The sequence below is a fragment of the Streptomyces halobius genome, from assembly GCF_023277745.1.
Classification (GTDB): Bacteria; Actinomycetota; Actinomycetes; order Streptomycetales; family Streptomycetaceae; genus Streptomyces; species Streptomyces halobius.
The window spans coordinates 1,107,544-1,123,647 of the sequence record NZ_CP086322.1 but is presented as its reverse complement, the minus strand read 5'-3'; the positions used below and the strand labels follow the sequence as shown (position 1 = coordinate 1,123,647).

General features: G+C 65.1%; 13 protein-coding genes and 1 pseudogene. 5 read left to right on the top strand and 9 right to left on the bottom strand.

Features of this window, described 5'->3' with window-relative positions; all coding sequences use genetic code 11:
• Window positions 1–90 precede the first annotated feature (90 nt).
• The gene (gene dnaE / locus K9S39_RS05400) at window positions 91–3,693 is read right to left on the bottom strand and encodes a DNA polymerase III subunit alpha (protein WP_248862222.1); all 3,603 of its coding nucleotides are present in this window, start codon (window positions 3,691–3,693) and stop codon (window positions 91–93) included.
• 242 nt (window positions 3,694–3,935) lie between these two features.
• Window positions 3,936–4,568, bottom strand: coding sequence for a hypothetical protein (locus K9S39_RS05395; protein WP_248862221.1), 633 nt, complete (start codon window positions 4,566–4,568; stop codon window positions 3,936–3,938).
• A gap of 508 nt (window positions 4,569–5,076) precedes the next feature.
• Here K9S39_RS05395 and K9S39_RS05390 point away from each other — a divergent pair.
• On the top strand, window positions 5,077–5,247 hold the full coding sequence (locus tag K9S39_RS05390; protein ID WP_248862220.1) for an AAA-like domain-containing protein: 171 nt from the start codon (window positions 5,077–5,079) through the stop codon (window positions 5,245–5,247).
• A gap of 743 nt (window positions 5,248–5,990) precedes the next feature.
• A pseudogene (locus K9S39_RS05385) lies at window positions 5,991–6,527 on the top strand (IS110 family transposase); the annotation flags it as partial.
• Window positions 6,528–6,965: 438 nt separating this feature from the next.
• Here the strand turns inward: K9S39_RS05385 and K9S39_RS05380 are convergent.
• The 5 genes from K9S39_RS05380 to K9S39_RS05360 form a co-directional block, all read right to left on the bottom strand.
• On the bottom strand, window positions 6,966–7,511 hold the full coding sequence (locus K9S39_RS05380; RefSeq protein WP_248862219.1) for a hypothetical protein: 546 nt from the start codon (window positions 7,509–7,511) through the stop codon (window positions 6,966–6,968).
• A 196-nt stretch (window positions 7,512–7,707) separates the two neighbouring features.
• Window positions 7,708–8,076 carry a hypothetical protein gene (locus K9S39_RS05375; protein ID WP_248862218.1) on the bottom strand — a complete coding sequence of 123 codons (369 nt, stop codon included), beginning with the start codon at window positions 8,074–8,076 and terminating at the stop codon, window positions 7,708–7,710.
• A gap of 83 nt (window positions 8,077–8,159) precedes the next feature.
• Entirely contained in the window at window positions 8,160–10,106 is a 1,947-nt protein-coding gene (locus tag K9S39_RS05370) for an acyl-CoA dehydrogenase family protein (RefSeq protein ID WP_248862217.1), read from the bottom strand.
• A gap of 183 nt (window positions 10,107–10,289) precedes the next feature.
• The gene (locus tag K9S39_RS05365; protein ID WP_248862216.1) at window positions 10,290–10,679 is read right to left on the bottom strand and encodes a hypothetical protein; all 390 of its coding nucleotides are present in this window, start codon (window positions 10,677–10,679) and stop codon (window positions 10,290–10,292) included.
• 215 nt (window positions 10,680–10,894) lie between these two features.
• The gene (locus K9S39_RS05360) at window positions 10,895–11,245 is read right to left on the bottom strand and encodes an SH3 domain-containing protein (protein ID WP_248862215.1); all 351 of its coding nucleotides are present in this window, start codon (window positions 11,243–11,245) and stop codon (window positions 10,895–10,897) included.
• Window positions 11,246–11,866: 621 nt separating this feature from the next.
• On the opposite strand from K9S39_RS05360, the gene K9S39_RS05355 reads away from it, so the two are divergent.
• Together K9S39_RS05355 and K9S39_RS05350 are read left to right on the top strand one after the other, a co-directional pair.
• Window positions 11,867–12,352 carry a DNA-binding protein gene (locus tag K9S39_RS05355; RefSeq protein WP_248862214.1) on the top strand — a complete coding sequence of 162 codons (486 nt, stop codon included), beginning with the start codon at window positions 11,867–11,869 and terminating at the stop codon, window positions 12,350–12,352.
• 19 nt (window positions 12,353–12,371) lie between these two features.
• A complete protein-coding gene (locus K9S39_RS05350; protein ID WP_248861924.1) occupies window positions 12,372–12,722 on the top strand; it encodes a hypothetical protein in 351 nt (116 codons plus the stop codon).
• Window positions 12,723–12,737: 15 nt separating this feature from the next.
• On the opposite strand, the gene K9S39_RS05345 is transcribed toward K9S39_RS05350, so the two are convergent.
• Window positions 12,738–13,618, bottom strand: a protein-coding gene (locus tag K9S39_RS05345; protein ID WP_248861923.1) for an IS5 family transposase whose coding sequence is annotated in 2 segments (ribosomal slippage) — window positions 12,738–13,258 and window positions 13,258–13,618 — 882 coding nt in all. Because the reading frame shifts where the segments join, the coding sequence is not laid out codon by codon here.
• A 511-nt stretch (window positions 13,619–14,129) separates the two neighbouring features.
• Between K9S39_RS05345 and K9S39_RS05340 the strand changes: the two genes are divergently transcribed.
• Window positions 14,130–15,551, top strand: a complete 1,422-nt coding sequence (locus tag K9S39_RS05340; protein WP_248862213.1) for a hypothetical protein — start codon at window positions 14,130–14,132, stop codon at window positions 15,549–15,551.
• A gap of 72 nt (window positions 15,552–15,623) precedes the next feature.
• Here K9S39_RS05340 and K9S39_RS05335 read toward each other — a convergent pair whose 3' ends face one another.
• The gene (locus K9S39_RS05335; protein ID WP_248862212.1) at window positions 15,624–16,103 is read right to left on the bottom strand and encodes a hypothetical protein; all 480 of its coding nucleotides are present in this window, start codon (window positions 16,101–16,103) and stop codon (window positions 15,624–15,626) included.
• Window position 16,104 lies beyond the last annotated feature (1 nt).

The following is a 16,104-nucleotide window of genomic DNA, read 5'->3' as shown; positions in this document are numbered from 1 at the left end:
GATGGAGGCTCCGAGGAGTAGTTGGACCAGGAAAGACCGCGGGGCCGACGCCGTAGTGGCGCCGGCCCCGTGCCGTTGTGCGTCGAGTTATCAACCCGCGATGCCCTGCCAGGCATCCGGGCCGAAGGAGCCCTTGATGTCAGAGGCGATCGTGGTCGCGTCCACAGAGGACTGGAGTTGGTAGACGATCGTTTTCTGTGGCCCTCGTACAGAGAGGTGGACCGGGTTCTCCCCCGGGTGGGCTCGCACGATCCTCTTCAGTTCCTTGATCGCGGGCTCGTTGATCCGGTGGTAGGGGAGCTTGAGCAGGACAGGTGCGGCACCGGTGCGCTCGGCTGAGGCGACATCGAGCACCTGCATTTCCTGACCGAAGATGCTGATCGAGCCGTCACGGTCATTCAGGCGCCCCTGCACGGACACCACGCTGTCTTCGACCAGAGCGCCCATGACGAGCTGGTATGTGGCGGGGAAGAACAGCACCTCGATGGTTCCGTCACGGTCGGCAAGGTTGACGATCGCCCAGGCATTGCCCTGTTTGGTCATCTTCTGTTGAACGCTGGTGATCAGGCCCGACAGGCGCACCACACCTTCGGTGCGGCCGGAGGCCAGCAGCTCGGGGATCGTGGTGTCCCGATTAGCCGAGAGGATGTGCTCGGTGCCATCCAGAGGGTGCGCCGAGATATACATCCCGAGCATCTCCCGCTCGGTCGAGAGGAGCTGCTTGCGCGGCCACTCGCTGTCATCGATGTTGAGGTCGATGCCGAACCCGGCTGAATCATCGCCGTCTTCTCCACCAAGTCCCGCGAACAGGTCGTCCTGCCCGTACGCGGCAGCCTTCTTCAGTGGCACGACCGCGTCGACAGCCGTTTCGTGAATCGCAGTCAGCCCCTTGCGGGTGTTGCCGAGCGAATCGAAAGCGCCGGCCTTGATCAGTGATTCAACCGCCCGCTTGTTCAGTGCAGGCAACTCGACCTTGTCAAGGAAGTCGGAGAAGCTACTGAACTTGCCCTTGGACTTGCGGGCCGAGACGATCGCCTCGATGACGTTGTCGCCGACGTTGCGCACCGAGCGGAGGCCGAAGCGCACGTCGTCGCCGACGGCTGCGAATTCGGCGACCGATTCGTTGACGTCGGGCTGTAGGACGGTGACGCCCAGTTTGCGGGCGTCGGCCAGATAGATGCCGGCCTTGTCCTTGTCGTCTCCGACGGACGTTAGGAGGGCGGCCATGTACTCGGCCGGGTAGTTTGCCTTGAGGTACGCGGTCCAGTAGGAGACCAGTCCGTATCCGGCTGTATGGGATTTGTTGAAGGCGTACCCGGAGAACGGGAGCATGACGTCCCAGATGGCCTTGATGGCCTCTTCCGAGTAGTCGTTGGCCTTCATGCCGTCGTGGAATTTCTGCCACTCGGCCTCCAGTACCTCGGCCTTCTTCTTGCCCATCGCGCGGCGCAGCATGTCGGCGCCGCCGAGTGTGTACCCGGCGAGGGTTCGGGCGATGGCCATGATCTGCTCTTGGAAGATCAGCAGATGATGCGTGCTGCCGAGGATCGGGTCGAGGACTTCCTTGAGCTCCGGGTGGATCGGGTCCGGGTTCTGCTTGCCGTTTTGGCGCAGCGCGTAGTTGGTGTGCGCGTTGGCAGCCATCGGGCCGGGCCGGTACAGGGCGAGGGCTGCCGCGATGTCTTCAAATCGGGTCGGTTCCATCAGCTTGAGCAGGGCGCGCATGCCGCCGCCGTCGAGCTGGAACACGCCGAATGTGTCGCCACGGCCGAGGAGTTCGAAGGTCTTCTTGTCGTCAAGCGGGATCACGGTGACGCTGTCGTCGCCGTTTCCGGGGTCGACGGTGGCCAGCTTGACACCGCGGTTCTCGCGGATGTTCTGGATGGCGTGGTCGATGACACCCAGGTTGCGCAGACCCAGGAAGTCCATCTTGACCAGGCCCATGTTTTCGCAACTGGGGTAGTCGAAGCCCGTGATCTTGACGCCATCTTTGGCCCGCATGTGCAGCGGGATGCGATCGGTCAGCTTGGTCTTGGACAAGATGACCGCGGCAGCGTGGACACCCGTGCCACGCGTCAGGCCCTCGACGCCCTTGGCTGTGTCGATGACCTTCTGGACGTCCGGCTCGTTCTCGTACATCGCCCGGATCTCGCCGCACTCGCCGTAACGGGGGTGCTCGGAGTCGAAGATGCCGTCCAGCGGGATCGACTTGCCCATGATGTCGTCGGGCAAGGCCTTCGTGATCCGCTCGCCGTGCTGGAACGGGTAGCCGAGGATGCGCGAGCTGTCCTTGATCGCGTTCTTGGCCTTGATCTTGCCGAACGTGTTGACCATGGCCGTGTAGGCGTCACCGTACTTCTCGGTGACGTAGCGCACCATCTTGTCGCGCTGACGGTCGTCGAAGTCGAGGTCGACATCCGGCGGGTTGATCCTCTCCGGATTGAGAAAACGCTCGAACAGCAGGCCATGCTCAAGGGGACACAGCTCGGTGATGCGGGTCGCGTACGCCACGATCGAGCCGGTAGCCGAACCACGGCCAGGGCCGACCGGCACACCGTTATCTCGTGCGTACTTGCAGATGTCCGCGACCACCAGGAAGTACGAGGAGAATCCCATCGGACCGATGATCGACATCTCGGTCTCGAACCGCTCCATGACCTCGGCCGGGATCGGGTCGCCGTAGCGCATGGCGAGGCCCTTCAGGCACTCCCGGCGCAGCCACGACTCCTGCGTCTCCCCTTCCGGCACGTCGGGGAACTGCGGCATCTCATCGACGTTGTCAAAGACCTCGTCGTAGGACTCAATGCGCTCCGCGATCAGCAGTGTGTTGTCACACGCCTCGGGCAGCTCGGAGAACAAGCTGCGCATCTCCTGCGCAGTCTTGAGGTAGTAGTCGTTGCCCGAGAAGCGGAACCTTTTCTCGTCCGCCTTGTTCTTGCCAACGCCGATGCACAGCAGGTTGTCGTGGGCGTCGGCCTGGTCCGCGTGGATGTAGTGTGCGTCGTTGGTGGCCAGGAGCGGGATGTCAAGTTCCTTGGCCAGGCGCATCAGTCCGTCCCGGACCTGCTTCTCGATGGACAGGCCATGGTCCATCAGCTCCAGGAAGTAGTTTTCCCGGCCGAAGATTTCCTGGTAGGCGGCGGCGACCTCACGGGCCTCGTCGTACTGATTCAGGCGCAGCCGGGTCTGGATGGCACCGGAGGGGCATCCGGTCGTCGCGATGATGCCCTCGGCATGCTCACTGATCAGCTCCATGTCCATGCGTGGCTTGCCGGCAGGGAACTGCCCGGTATAGCTGGCCTCGGTAGACAGGTAGAAGAGGTTACGCAAGCCCTGCACGTTCTCGGCCCACATCGTCATGTGGGTGAAGCGCCCGCCGCCGGAGACGTCCTTCGACCCCTCACCGTCGTCAGACATCGCCCGCTGGCCGCCTGGTCCCCAGAACTCCTGCTTGCGGTTGTGGCGCGAGGAGGGGGCAACGTACGCCTCGATCCCGATGATCGGCTTGACGTTCTCGAAGCCCTTGCTCACCGTGTGGAACTCGTAGGCACCGAACATGTTCCCGTGGTCACTCATAGCCACCGCGGGCATGCCCTGGCGGTCGACTTCGGCGAACATCGGCTTCAGCTTCTGGGCGCCGTCAAGCATCGAGTATTCGGTGTGATTGTGCAGGTGGACGAAACTGTCAACCATGGGGCAGGACACTCCAGTTCAGCTCTGCGGAGCATCCCACACTAGCCCTCATGGGCCCCTCGAAACGCCGGTGTCACGAGCTGCAAACAGGCCACGGGCAAGGCGGATGCTCTGACCTGGTGTAACGGCTCTGCTTCCGGCGAGTCGTCTGTGTGACCTCTAGGACGTGTCCGGTGGGTCGTGTGGCTGCGGCGGGCCGTGATCATTCCGCTCAGCATGGCATGACCCACCGGAACGACGGGCTAGATTCCAGCGGCCTGCTTCAGGGCTTCCTTCAGACGGGTCCGTGCGTCCGCAATCGCCTGCTCTGCTTCGGCGATGCGGGCGTCGGCCTGTGCGACGGCTGCTTGCAAGGCCGGGACTTCCTTGGCCAGCTTGGCATTCTCCGCGTTCTCGGCCGCGTCACGGCCAATGGCCAAGGCTTGGGGCAGGGAGTACCGTGAGTCGCCGACGTTCGCCGGCACGCCCTCCTTCTGTGCTACCTCTCCGGCAGCGATGACCTTGCACAGTGTAGCGGCGCAGGCTGCGTGGTCGTCTTTGCTGGCCGCGCTGGGAACGGCGAGCCTCTGCTCCTCGATTTGCTTAACCACGGCGTGGAAGGCGTCGTGCTCCTTTTTCCCCCTCGGCTGGTGGTGGGTCACCGCTTCGAAGATTTCGAGGCCGGGCTGTACTGCGTCGTTGAGGGTCTTCCGGTCGTGCAACGCCGTTTGGAGGTTTTGGCGCGCGGAGGCAGCTTCCTGGCGCACGGCGACGGCTTGGTCCTGGGCGTCCAGATACTCGTAGTGCTCTTTGGCGCAGTTGGAGGGGGCGGGCTCGGCGGGGGGTGATGGATCATATCGCGGGTCGTCAATCCTATCGAGGTCATCGATAGACATGAGTTCCTCTTTGGGCGATCTGGAAGCCGGGCCACGAGACGGCCGCGGAAGAGCAACCCTTGCTCGACTCCCAGCGGATTTGAAGATCCATTACACGCCAAAGTGCAGCGTTACGTGAAGGAGCGGACACCAAACGTGCATACGGAGTGGATGGGTGTCAGGCGAACGGCTCCAGACCCACCGGACACGGCCTAAGACCGGCGACTGCAGGGCGTCGGTCCGAGTTCGTGCAGCCGCTTCTCTTGCTGTGGTTCGGACAGCTTCACTCCGGCCGCTGTGGCCATCCGCACCATGTCCTGTACGAACCCGCATATAACCAAATACTGCCGTCGCGGGTCTCTTTCGTGCCCTCTGCAGCAACCGCCATTCCTAGGACGGGGTGCTTGAGTCAAGCCAAAATGCGCCGCGCGCGACCCTGCGACTCAGAGGGGCGAGGGCGTCACGGACCGGGCATAGGTCGAGGCCCAGACTCGGGCCAATGTCAGTGCACGCCCGTACCGTTGGCGCCATGACTATCCCCTCCCGGCCGTGCAGCCCGGCGCTGGACGAGGTAAACGCGGAGATTCGCCGCCTCATGGAGGAACCCGTCTGCGCCCGGCGGACCGAGGAGTACTTCCGTCTCCTCTCGCTGTGGACGGAGGCAGCCCGCTCCTCGACCCCGTGGACGAAGGCCGCCTGATGCGTTGAGACCCCGCCGACTGGGGGAGGTCGGCGGGGTTCCCCAGTGTGACAGTGATCTTCCATTCGGGACGTGTTTCGGCGAAATGAGCCGGACCGTAGAGTCGGGTGAGCAGGGGGAGCCCGCGCACCGGGCTGGGGGCTTCGCTATGCCCGTACGTCACCTTCGAGGGCGGCCGAGTTATCCACAGCGGGCGAGTTATCCACCAAGATCCAACAGCATGCTGGCTCCGGGCCAAGGTCGTCCTGGAGGTGGTTGCAGATGAGTACCTAATCCGTAGTTAAGGGTGTCCCGCAGGGAGCAGTTGGCTCTCGGGACGTTCGAGTGCCGGATCGTGACATCTACGGTCAGCCGGGCAGGCAATGCCTCAACGTAGACAGGGTGCGCGGTCCTGGTGCTCGTGGTGGTGGCGGTCGTGTGGGCGCCGGGCGGATGCCTTATGAGAACCAGGCGATCGACGTCTACGTGTAGATCGGCGGCGTTCGGCGTCTTCGTGGCCGCCACCACCTACTGCTGCGCTCGCTCGTTGATCTTCGTGGTGCGAGCCCGCCGCGCGGTGATCTCTCGTTACGCCCGAGCCGATCGAGCTCCCGGATAGACCGAGGCCCGTGGGGTGAGCTGGTGCCACGAACGGCTGCTGAGGTGGCGGACCGACCTGGTGTCGAGTCCTGGGATTAGGTCGCTGCGTGGCCCGCATGTGCTCGTGACCAGCGTAAACATCCATTGCTCAGGGGAGGAGCAACTTGATCTACTGCGGTATCGACTGGGCCGAGAAGACGCACGACGTCGCCCTGGTCGACGACAGCGGCCAGCTGCTGGCCAAGCGGCACATTACCGACGATGCGGCTGGCTATCGGATCCTGCTGGACCTGCTCGCCGAGTACGGCGACACCGAGGACCACCCGATCCCGGTGGCGATCGAGACGTCCCGGGGTCTGCTGGTTGCGGTGCTGCGGACCGGCAAGCGCAAGGTGTTCGCGATCAACCAGATGGCAGCTGCCCGGTACAGAGATCGTCACTCGGTCTCGCGGAAGAAGTCCGACCCCGGCGACGCCCTCGTCCTCGCCAACATCCTCCGCACGGACATGCACGCCCACCGCGCCCTGCCCAACGACTCGGACCTGGCCCGCGCCGTCGCCGTCCTGGCCCGCGCCCAGCAGGACGCGATCTGGAACCGGCAGCAGCTTTCCAACCAGCTACGATCCTTGCTCCGCGAGTACTACCCGGCCGCCCTGGACGCCTTCTCCAAGTGGACCAACGGCCTGTGCCGGCCCGATGCCGCTCAATGCAAGTACGAACTGGCTCTGCTCTGATTTTTGGGCGAGCGCTGCATTCTGTGGGAGAGAGTGCTGGGGTTGCATGACCTATAGCCTCCGTTCGGTCTAGAATACCAACTCTGCCTTATCTGGACGCTTAGTGAGAAGGGTGTCGCTTTGAGCGTTGCCAGAATCTCCGATTTGCTATAGCGGCCAGCACGTAACCCCCTACCAATATGGATGTCCCTAGAATGTTGCCCACATAGTGGAGTGCGCTACTTGTCCGCTGCATAAACAACTTCATTGACACATCAACTCCAATGCAGGCGGCGCCCAGATCAGTGACGAGCACGACGTGCGTCGACGGCCGATGCAGGACCGGCTGTCCGCACGGAGGTACACAGCGGCGGTCGGCTGCGCACCGCAGATGCGGCAGGTCAAGACGGCGGTGTGTCAGGCGCGTCAGCTGTAGTGCGTGATCATCCCGGTGGCGAACCATAGGGCCCATGCCATCGGGATGAGTGCCACATATGCCAACGGCCGTCGCAGCACTGGTGGACCCTCGTCCATCGACTCTCGGCCTGGTGTGGGTGTGGACGGGGGGAGCTTGCTGAATTTGCGGTAAGCGGTCAGGTTCCAGAGAAGCGTGAACGGCGCGAGCGCCACAAGGGAGAGCGGGCTCCACCATCCCAGGGCGAGCGTCCTGGTCGTCATCTGTCGTACGACCGAGCGCCCGCAGCTCCGGCAGAAGGGGCCGTCCAGCCTGTGGAACCGCATCACCACGAGCAGACCTTCATGGGCACGGACGGAGAAGTTCACTGCGGCCGGTGCCCCGCAGCTCCGGCAACCGGGCACGGGGGCAGGGTGGGCCGGATATCTGGCCGCGTGCCCGTAGCTGGGGTGCGCGTAGGGGGATGGCTGCTGCCCCGCCGACAGGTCCGCGGGGTGCCCGGTCGGGTACGCGGGCGAAGGGCCGTAGGGCGCGCCTTGGGGCGGCGGAGTGGTCATGGGTGTGTCTCCAAGGTGGGCGGTCTGGAGGATGGAGCGGGTCCTGAACTTGGTACGTGCCGCTAATGTCGCGTGACGGTGCATCGCGACTGCGGCGTGGCCTCGACCCCGGCTTCCCGCTGGGTGTGCCAATTGGCACACCCAAGCACTGTGCCCCGATCGGTAGACGGACCAAGGCACAGGCTTCGGTGCGGGATCAGGATTCCTCGCGTGGGTCCGCGCAGCTGAGGTAGACCCAGCCCTTGGCGGACTTCTTGCCGTGGTGCCAGGTGCCGTACCAGTAGGCGATGGTGCCCTTCATCTCACCGCTCTTGAAAAGTGCGGAGGCCGTGATGTGGCCCCAGTCGCCCGAACCCTGGTACACGTGCCCCCTGACGCTGCCCTTGCCATATGGCTTCGACCGTACGGCTCCCTTCGTGCAGGTCACTTTCTGGTTGAAGCTATCCGCCTTGGCCGTCGGAGCGGCGTCGGAAGCGTTTGCGCTTGTCGCGGTGGCGATGCCGCCGCCGAGCAGCAGGGTGCCCGTGGCCGCGGCGGCGGCCGTCTTGTGCAGAAGGGTCCTCATGGTGGTGGTCTCCGTAACGTAGGCGATGGTTGTGCTGGCGAAGGCTGTGGGTTTGGGCTCAGCTGTACGGGCCGTGGGCGGCGTCACGCGACAGACCGGCTCCGGTGAGGGGCATTCGGGCTCGCTGTGCCGGCCCGCATTGCGAGCAGAGACCACGGGGTGGCTTCCCGGGCGGGGAGGTCGGCGTCCTGCGTGGTGCCGGTGCCGCGGTTCCAGTGGGCTTCAGGGTCGTCAAGAGCCTGCTGGTAGGTGGGGTGGGCGATGGGGATAGCGGCGAGGTAGCCGTCGGGGGTCATGAACGCTGTGGTGAGGGTGAGCATGTGAGGGGTCAGCGCGGCGATGCACTCCTCGATCGCGTCGGGCACCGTCTTGACGGCGTCGCCAGTGAGGTGCCCATCGGCCATGAGCGGCCCGGTGTGAGGCGCAAGCTGCTGGAGGAGGAAGAGGCGGCCCAACTGCCCGACCAGATACCGTTCCTGTGGGCCCCGGCATGCCTCGGCGGCCCAGATGAAGGCGTCACCTGCCATGCCGGCAGCATGGAGATTCATCGCCTCCACAGCAGGCAGCCCGGCCCGGTTCCATCGGGCGAGCCCGCGGGGGTGCTCACAGAAGCGGGCGCGGGCGCGGGCAAAAGTCGCTTCCTCGGCCACAGCGAGCAGGTGGCGCAGTTCCGGCATGCCGGTCAGCTGCTCATTCAACGAGGTCACCGCAGGGGCGGCGGGTGGCACCTCGTGATCGAAAAGCATCTCGGCCCCGGCCTTGACCATGATGGGGACATTGTCACCTTCAGCCGTGATCGCTCCGTCAACGGCCGAGGCGAGTCCGGCGATGCCATTGCCGGGAAAGAGCCCGAGCGCCCCACAGCGCTCCCTGCATTCGGTGGCGATCTCCCTGGCCCTCCAGGTGTTCCAGGCTTTGATGATGGCGATGTCTCGCTCGATCGGAGCGCGGTCATGCTCGTCGTGCTGGGCCCAGGAGTGCAGGACCTGACGGTGAATGAGGGTCATCGCGTACGCCTGGGCGATGCGGGAGATAAGGGGTGCGCTGTGCGTGCGGTGGGCCGCGATGGGGACGCGGTTGGGGCGGCCTGAGATGTAGCGGTGGTGCGCGTAGCGCGTCGCGATGTCCAGCGAGGTTCGCGCGATGCTGATGCTGCTGGCGCTCATCGCGAGTCTGCCGGCGGTCACGCGGCGGATGCTGACCAAGAACCGGGCCCGCGGGTTCTCGACGCTGCTGGTGAATCGCCCGTAGGCGTCAAGTCGCCCGTGGTCGCCTTCCAGCAGTGCGTGGCGCGGCAGTTGGACCCGGTCGAAAGAGGTGAGGCAATGGTCGAGAGGGTGATCGCCGGATCGGTCGGGCAGCTGGCGGATGCGGATCCCGGGAAGGGGGCGACCGTCATCGTCGGTTATGGGGACGTGGAAAAGGAGCACGCCGTGGTCAGTGTCGTGGGTACGTAGCCGGGCGGCCACCACCCCGTCCTTACCCCCACCGAGCGGCGATGTGTTGGGCATCTGCTTCTGCGCAGCGGCATGTGGCGTGTGCAGTTCGAATGTGTCGCTATCGGGATCCCACGTCGCCGTCGTCTGTAGCTCCGCGGCGTCATTTCCTGCACCCGTCTCGGTGGTCAGGAACACGCCAATACGATCACGGTCCACGACGCGGAGGGGATTCTCGTCCGCCTCGGCGAGTGAACCCACATAGAGGTTGTGATGGATAGAGATGAGGGAAGCGCACGTCGGGTCGACGGCCGCGATCCACTCGTGAGCCCCGGCCAGACGCACCGCGTCGCTGGCCAGTTCGGTGGAGTGCGCGAGCATCGCGTTGACGGCCCGCAGGCGTCGATAGGAGAGCGCGGTGCGCTGCTGGGGGGACAGGCCGGGCTCGTAGCGGAATTCGGGTGTGGCGATCAGTTGCCGCCAGGGCTCGTGGACCTGCCCGAAGTCCTCGGAGTCGAACAATCGCTTGGACAGGGCGTCCGCGGTGGCGGAGTCCACCTGCGACACCGGCGGGGTCAGCGACTTAGAGGGCATCGGGGCCCCTTTCAGCTTTGGTAGAACGAGATTCCGACGGCTCGCCCGCATGCTCGGCGGCCATGGAGAGGAGGGGAGGGGAGGGCGCGGGTGCTGCCTCGCAGCGTTGGTCGCGCCCTCCATTCCTCCTTGGCGATCCCACTGGCGGCTTGTGGTCCGCGACGGGCCTGCGGGGAAACGGACTCAGTTCCGGTCGATGATCTCTACGCACGCCGTGTGGCTGGAACCCTTGTATCGGGCGCAGAGCTTCCCGTTCCGCTGCGCTCCTGGCACCGTGTGGCCGATGATCTGCCCGCCGGAGCGCTTAGCCTTGATCTTGTAGGTGAAGCCGTCCGGCTGGGTGATGTAGACGGTGGCGGTCTTCCGCGACTTCGGTGGGTTGGTCCAGGCCGTCGTGACGTGGCCAGGGTTCTCTGACCCGGAGTCACCGTCAGTGGTGATGCAGATCTGCGGGCCGGACCAGTCATGGCTGCACGCGGACGCGGCGGCCTGCGCGCTCGGCGCGGCAGCGATGCCGGAGACGGCGAGAGTGCCGGCCACGGTCAGAGTGCGGGTCAGGATTGCGCGACGCATGAGAGGTTTCCTGTCGTAAGTGTGGCGAGAGGCGGTGCCCCCGGTGCTCGCAGCACCGGGGGCTGGAAGCCTGAGACGAGGCGGGGCCCAGCTGTAGACAACGCTGTTGGCCGCGCCCACCCGGCGGGGGCAGACCGCTCAAGGACGGGCGGGCGGAGTCACTCCCATTGACTCCGGCGCCCGGTCCGACAGCAGATCCGTAGGGCTGAGCTGGATTAGGGCAGTTCCATGTGGATCGCGAGGTACCGGCCCGCGACCCAGCCCTTCTCACCCTTGTGGGGACCGGTCTTGACCTTGATGTACGACCAAGCACCCCTGGTGCAGGGCTGGTAGACCTTCGTGCCCTTGGTGAGCAGACCCTTGGCCGTGTACTTGGTGCCGGGCCCGGTCCTGAACTTCACGTTCGACGACTCGACGTAGGTGTGGACATCGATAGACGGCGGCTTCCCCGTGCAGCTTCCACTGCCGGGGGCCGCGGACGCTGCTGGCGCCATGGTGACGGCGCCGCCAAGCAGTAGCGCGCCAGCCGCAGTTGCGGTGGCGGCCCTGCGCATGACAGACCTCATGAACCCTCCTGGGTTTTCTGTGGTGGATTCCGGCCGGCGGACGCGCGGTCGGAAGTCTTGGTGGAAGCGGACCGCAGCACGGATGCGCAGTCCGAGTAGCCCCCTCCCCGCGCCGGTGGTTTTACGCGGCCTTCCTCCGGTGTGCGGCCGGGGCCTGAGTTTCGGTCGTCATGGCGTCGCGCCGTAAGGCGATGTCGGACGAAGCGAGACTGCGCGAGACGCGGCGGTGGAGACTCGCACTCGACTCGGCAAGGAGGCATGCTCGGTCACGACCGCGCCGCAATCAGCGGAAGAGTCGCGCCTGAACATGTTGCCTGCCTTGTATAGAGTGAACCGAATGCCTATTGTCGCTCTATTAAAACACGAGTCGAAATGTCATTCAATAGATAGTCGACTGCGACTCAATGAGCGCCACTGAGCGGGACATGCGCAGAACTGGCTGCGACGACAAGACCGACCTCAGCTTCTTCGCCAAGCTGCGCCTCTTGTGGCACCCACCCTCAATCCGAGGGAACGCGGAGGCTACGACTCCCGGAATCTGTCGTGCGTCTATGTGGCGACGACTCAGGACTATGTGACGATTCACCCGGGGGCCGCGCCGAGCGCGCCTATGATCGATGCATGCCGTCGTCCCTTCCCACGTCCCTTGCTGTGTCCGACGCCATCACCCACTACCGCCAGCTGCGCGAGCTGACCGTCGACGAGCTGGCCTATGTGCTCCGGATGCTCGATCACCCGATCTCGGCCGACGCCCTCGCGGAGATGGAGCGATGCGCTCGTCCTGTGACCGTCGATGACCTCGTCGCGATCTCCTATGCGCTCGACACGACCCCCGCGATGCTGCTGTCGCACATCCCCATCGACATGCCGGAACCCGAAGGACCCCTTGCCACCGGGCTCCCCGGCGACGTCGACCAGGTCGAGCTCCGCGCCTGGCTCGAAGGAAAGACCACGCTCGACCGCGAGTCGCGTGTGGGCTGGTGGAAAGAGCGGGTCGCCCGCCTCAGGGTTCGGTCGGCGCACCACGAGGAGCAACTGCAGGGTGCGTACGCGGAGCTGCGCGAGCTCGGTGACCTAGGGCCTGTCCGACGGATCATGTTCGGGTAGGGCTCGGTAGGTTGGCCGCATGTCTTCTGCACTTATTGTTGGTTACGACCCGCAAGCGATACCTGGCGTCGACGGAGAGGCTCTTCGCGCGGCGCTCGATGCGGAGCTGGCCCGGTTCGGTGAGCACGGCATCGACGCGGCCATGACGCTGATCGTGTTCGACGAATCGGCCGAGTCTACCCTCGTCGCATCGTTGACCAAGCAGCCGTGGGATGTCGTGGTCGTCGGCGGCGGGATCCGCAAGACCGAGCCGCTGCTTCCGCTCTTCGAACAGATCGTGAACTTGATCCGGCGCCATGCGCCCCAGGCCGCCATTGCGTTCAACACCAGTGTCGGGGACAGCGTCGAGTCGGCACAGCGGTGGCTCTGAATCCCGGCCGCCTGATCACGTCCTGAGCCACAGTCGGATCGCGGCAACGGTGACGGTGCCGTGGAAGACGTAGGCGCGCTTGTCGAACCTCGTGGCCACGGCCCGGGAGTTCTTGAGGGCATTGATCGTCCGCTCCACTTCGTTCCTGCGCTTGTAGATCGTCTTGTCGAAGCCGGCGGGCCGTCCGCCCTTGCTGCCGCGGCGTTGGCGGTTCGCCCGCTGGTTCTTCGGCTCGGGGATGGTGTGCTTGATCTGCCGTCGCCGCAGGTAGCGGCGGTTACGCCGGGAGGAATAGGCCTTGTCGCCGCCGAGGCGGTCCGGTCGGGTGCGGGGGCGTCCGCCGCTGAGCCGACCGACACGGATACGTTCCATTACGGGGATGAGTTGCGGGGCGTCGCCCCACTGGCCCGGAGTGATCAGCAAGGCCAGAGGGCGGCGTCCGCCTTCCCCTGCGAGGTGAATCTTGCAGGTGAGACCGCCCCGGGAGCGTCCGAGTCCCTCATCGGGGCGGTGCTGCCGGGGCGTGCGTCTTTTCCCGGCACCCGCGGGGATCTCTTGCGTGCTCCCGCGGCGTGCTGGTGGGCCCGGCAGGTGGTGGAGTCCACGCTCACCATCGACCAGTCGATGCGGCCCTCGGCATCCGCGTCGGCCAGGACGGCCGCGTAGATCTTGTCCCACGTGCCGTCCGCCGACCAACGTCTGTGCCGCTCATATACCGTCTTCCACTTCCCGAAACGGGCAGGCAGGTCCCGCCACGGCACCCCAGTCCGGTTCCGGTACAGAATCCCGTTGATGACCCTTCGGTGACTGACCCAACGGCCACCGCGCTGCCCGGACTTCGGCAGATGCGGCTTCAACCGGGCCCACTCTCCGTTCGTAAGATCTCCCCGCCCCATGAACATGCCAACGGGCCGGAGCGTGAGAAGTCACATGATCCGTCGGACAGGCCCTAGCGCTCCAGGAAGCAGACGCCCCGCCGATGCAGCGTCTTCAGTGGCGCATCCAGGACGGCGAGCACGCGCTCAACCAGTCCGAAGTCGCACTGGCGCTGACTGAGCATCGACTCGACAACCTCCGAGAAGACGCCTGACAGCTGAGTCCTGGCCAGCCAAAGTCGCCTATCCATAGGCGACTTTGGCTGGCTTTCTGTCGTTAAGGTGGTACATCTGGTACATCAATCTGCAATACTGATAGTGCACTTGCGAATGCCTTCGCAAGTGCTGATGTACGAGAAGAAAGCTCGGAAATCGGTCAGGTGGTCCTCAAGGGGGCCAGCTTCGGCTCCCGGGCGTGGCCGAGATCCGGGGCTCGGGGATGCAGTGTGGAACTGTGGAGCCGAGACGCTGGTCCCTGTGAAGAGGGCACCACCTGGACACGCAGGACTGAACGAGAGAAAGCGGGGCGATCATGACTGAGGATCAGCCTCAGTTACCCGAGCAGCCGACACAGGGCCATGCAACAGCAACACAGGTCGTGCCGCCGCGACCGCAGGTTCCGCCCGTTGTCACGGTCGAGCAGTGGGGTGCCGAGTTCCAGCAGACGCATCACCGCGAGCCGACGATGTCCGAGTACCAGGCCGCCGTTCATGCCGGACTGATCGCTCCCGAGCGCCGGCCTCGTGATCCGTCAATGCAGCAGATGGCCGACGGAGCCAAGCAAGTCGTCAACGGTGCCCGGGACTTCTGCAACACCAAGGTCGCGCCGGCCGTCGAGAACTCTGGAGCCAAGGAGTTCCTCAGCAACCGCGTTGCCCCCGCCGCGCAGAGCGCCGCGCGCTCGATGCAACAGAGCACCTCGCGTCCGGGACTGGCCAAGCTGAGGGGGCTGGCCACCTTCACCCTTCCCGCCGCGGCATTCCTGGCGATCATCTCGCTGTTCATGCCGGTCGCTTCAGCCATGGGCTTCTCGGTCAACTACTTCAGCGACGAGGCCGGAGGTGAGGGTGGCTTCTTGCTCTTCATCATGCTCGTGGCCATCGCCGCTTCTGTCGTGGCAGTCATCCGCAAGGCGAACTGGTCCCGCATCACCACCGGAGTCGTGGGCATCGTCGCCGGCCTGATCGGCATGATCGACGGCTTCGGGACCATGAGCGCCGTTAGCGGCGCCCGCTACATCTCCGTCGGGGCGAGCGTGGTGCTCCTGGCGCTGCTGTCGGTCGTGATGCTGGCTGCTGCGGTCCTCATCCTGCTGTCGCCGCGTCAGATGCCTACGATTCCGCCGACGCCATCAGCCCAGCCTCCACAGCGAAGGAAGAACATCATGAACTCCACCAGGACCGCACGTGCGACGCGGACCAGGATCGCCGTGTCCGCCGCGGCCCTGGCCGCGGGTGCTCTCATGCTCACCGCCTGCAGCGGGAGCAGCGATGCTGCTTCTTCGCAGAGCCCCAGCAGCAGCCAGGCCTCCAGCTTCGACGGTGCCTACATCTCCATCACCGACGGGGCGCGCGGCGGCGTCGCCGCCATCGACGGCCACAAGATCACGTACATCAACGTCACCGCTGGCGACCAGCAGTGCCAGCTGACCACGAAGGCCCTCGACGACATCAAGCACGGCTCGATCGTCAAGGACGGCAAGACCGACAAGGGTCGGTACCAGGTTCTCTCGACCGGCACGATCAACGACAGCCGGACCAGTGTGCTCTGGGACGACGTCAACGGCTCCGACCAGACAGGCACTGACCCGGGAACCGGCTCGATCTCGATGTCGAACAGCATGATTACACTCGGGTACACCTTCGCCTACTCGATCGACCAGGTCCAGCTCATCCCCGCCGACAGCGACCAGGCGAAGGCCTTGATGGCCAAGGACTGCGACCAGCACAGCTGATTGCAGCACCACCCAGGCAGCACAGAACCCCGTGGATATCACGTCCACGGGGTTCTGTCTTTTCTCTGACACCTACTCCTGGAGCTGCTGCGCCCGGTACTCCTCAATCGTCTCCGGTGGCCGGCCGTACTTCGGCGCGTGCTGCTCGACGAAATCCAGCTCAGCCCACGCTGCCGGTTGCCGGATCCTCGACCGGGCCACCACGACGAACACCGTGGCACCGATGGCGATGTTGAGCAGACACCACCCAGCCAGCAACGTCGTCAGCACCACAGGCGGACCGTCCTCGATCGCCACGGTGGCCAGAACGACCAAGCCTGCGTTGTTGACCAAGAGGCTGGCCACGTACCCCTCGAACGTGCCGGACAGGCGCGCCAGAGTCCGCGGCTCGTCGCGATGCCGCACAGCGCGCATCATCTCGCCGACGAACACCACGGTGGCCAAGGCCGCCGCAGTGCTCAATGCCAGGTCGCGGATCCCGGTGATCCACCATCGCGCCGAGCGCCACCAGCCGCGCGGGAGCTCGCCGCGAAGCCTCGATCCGAGTCTCATG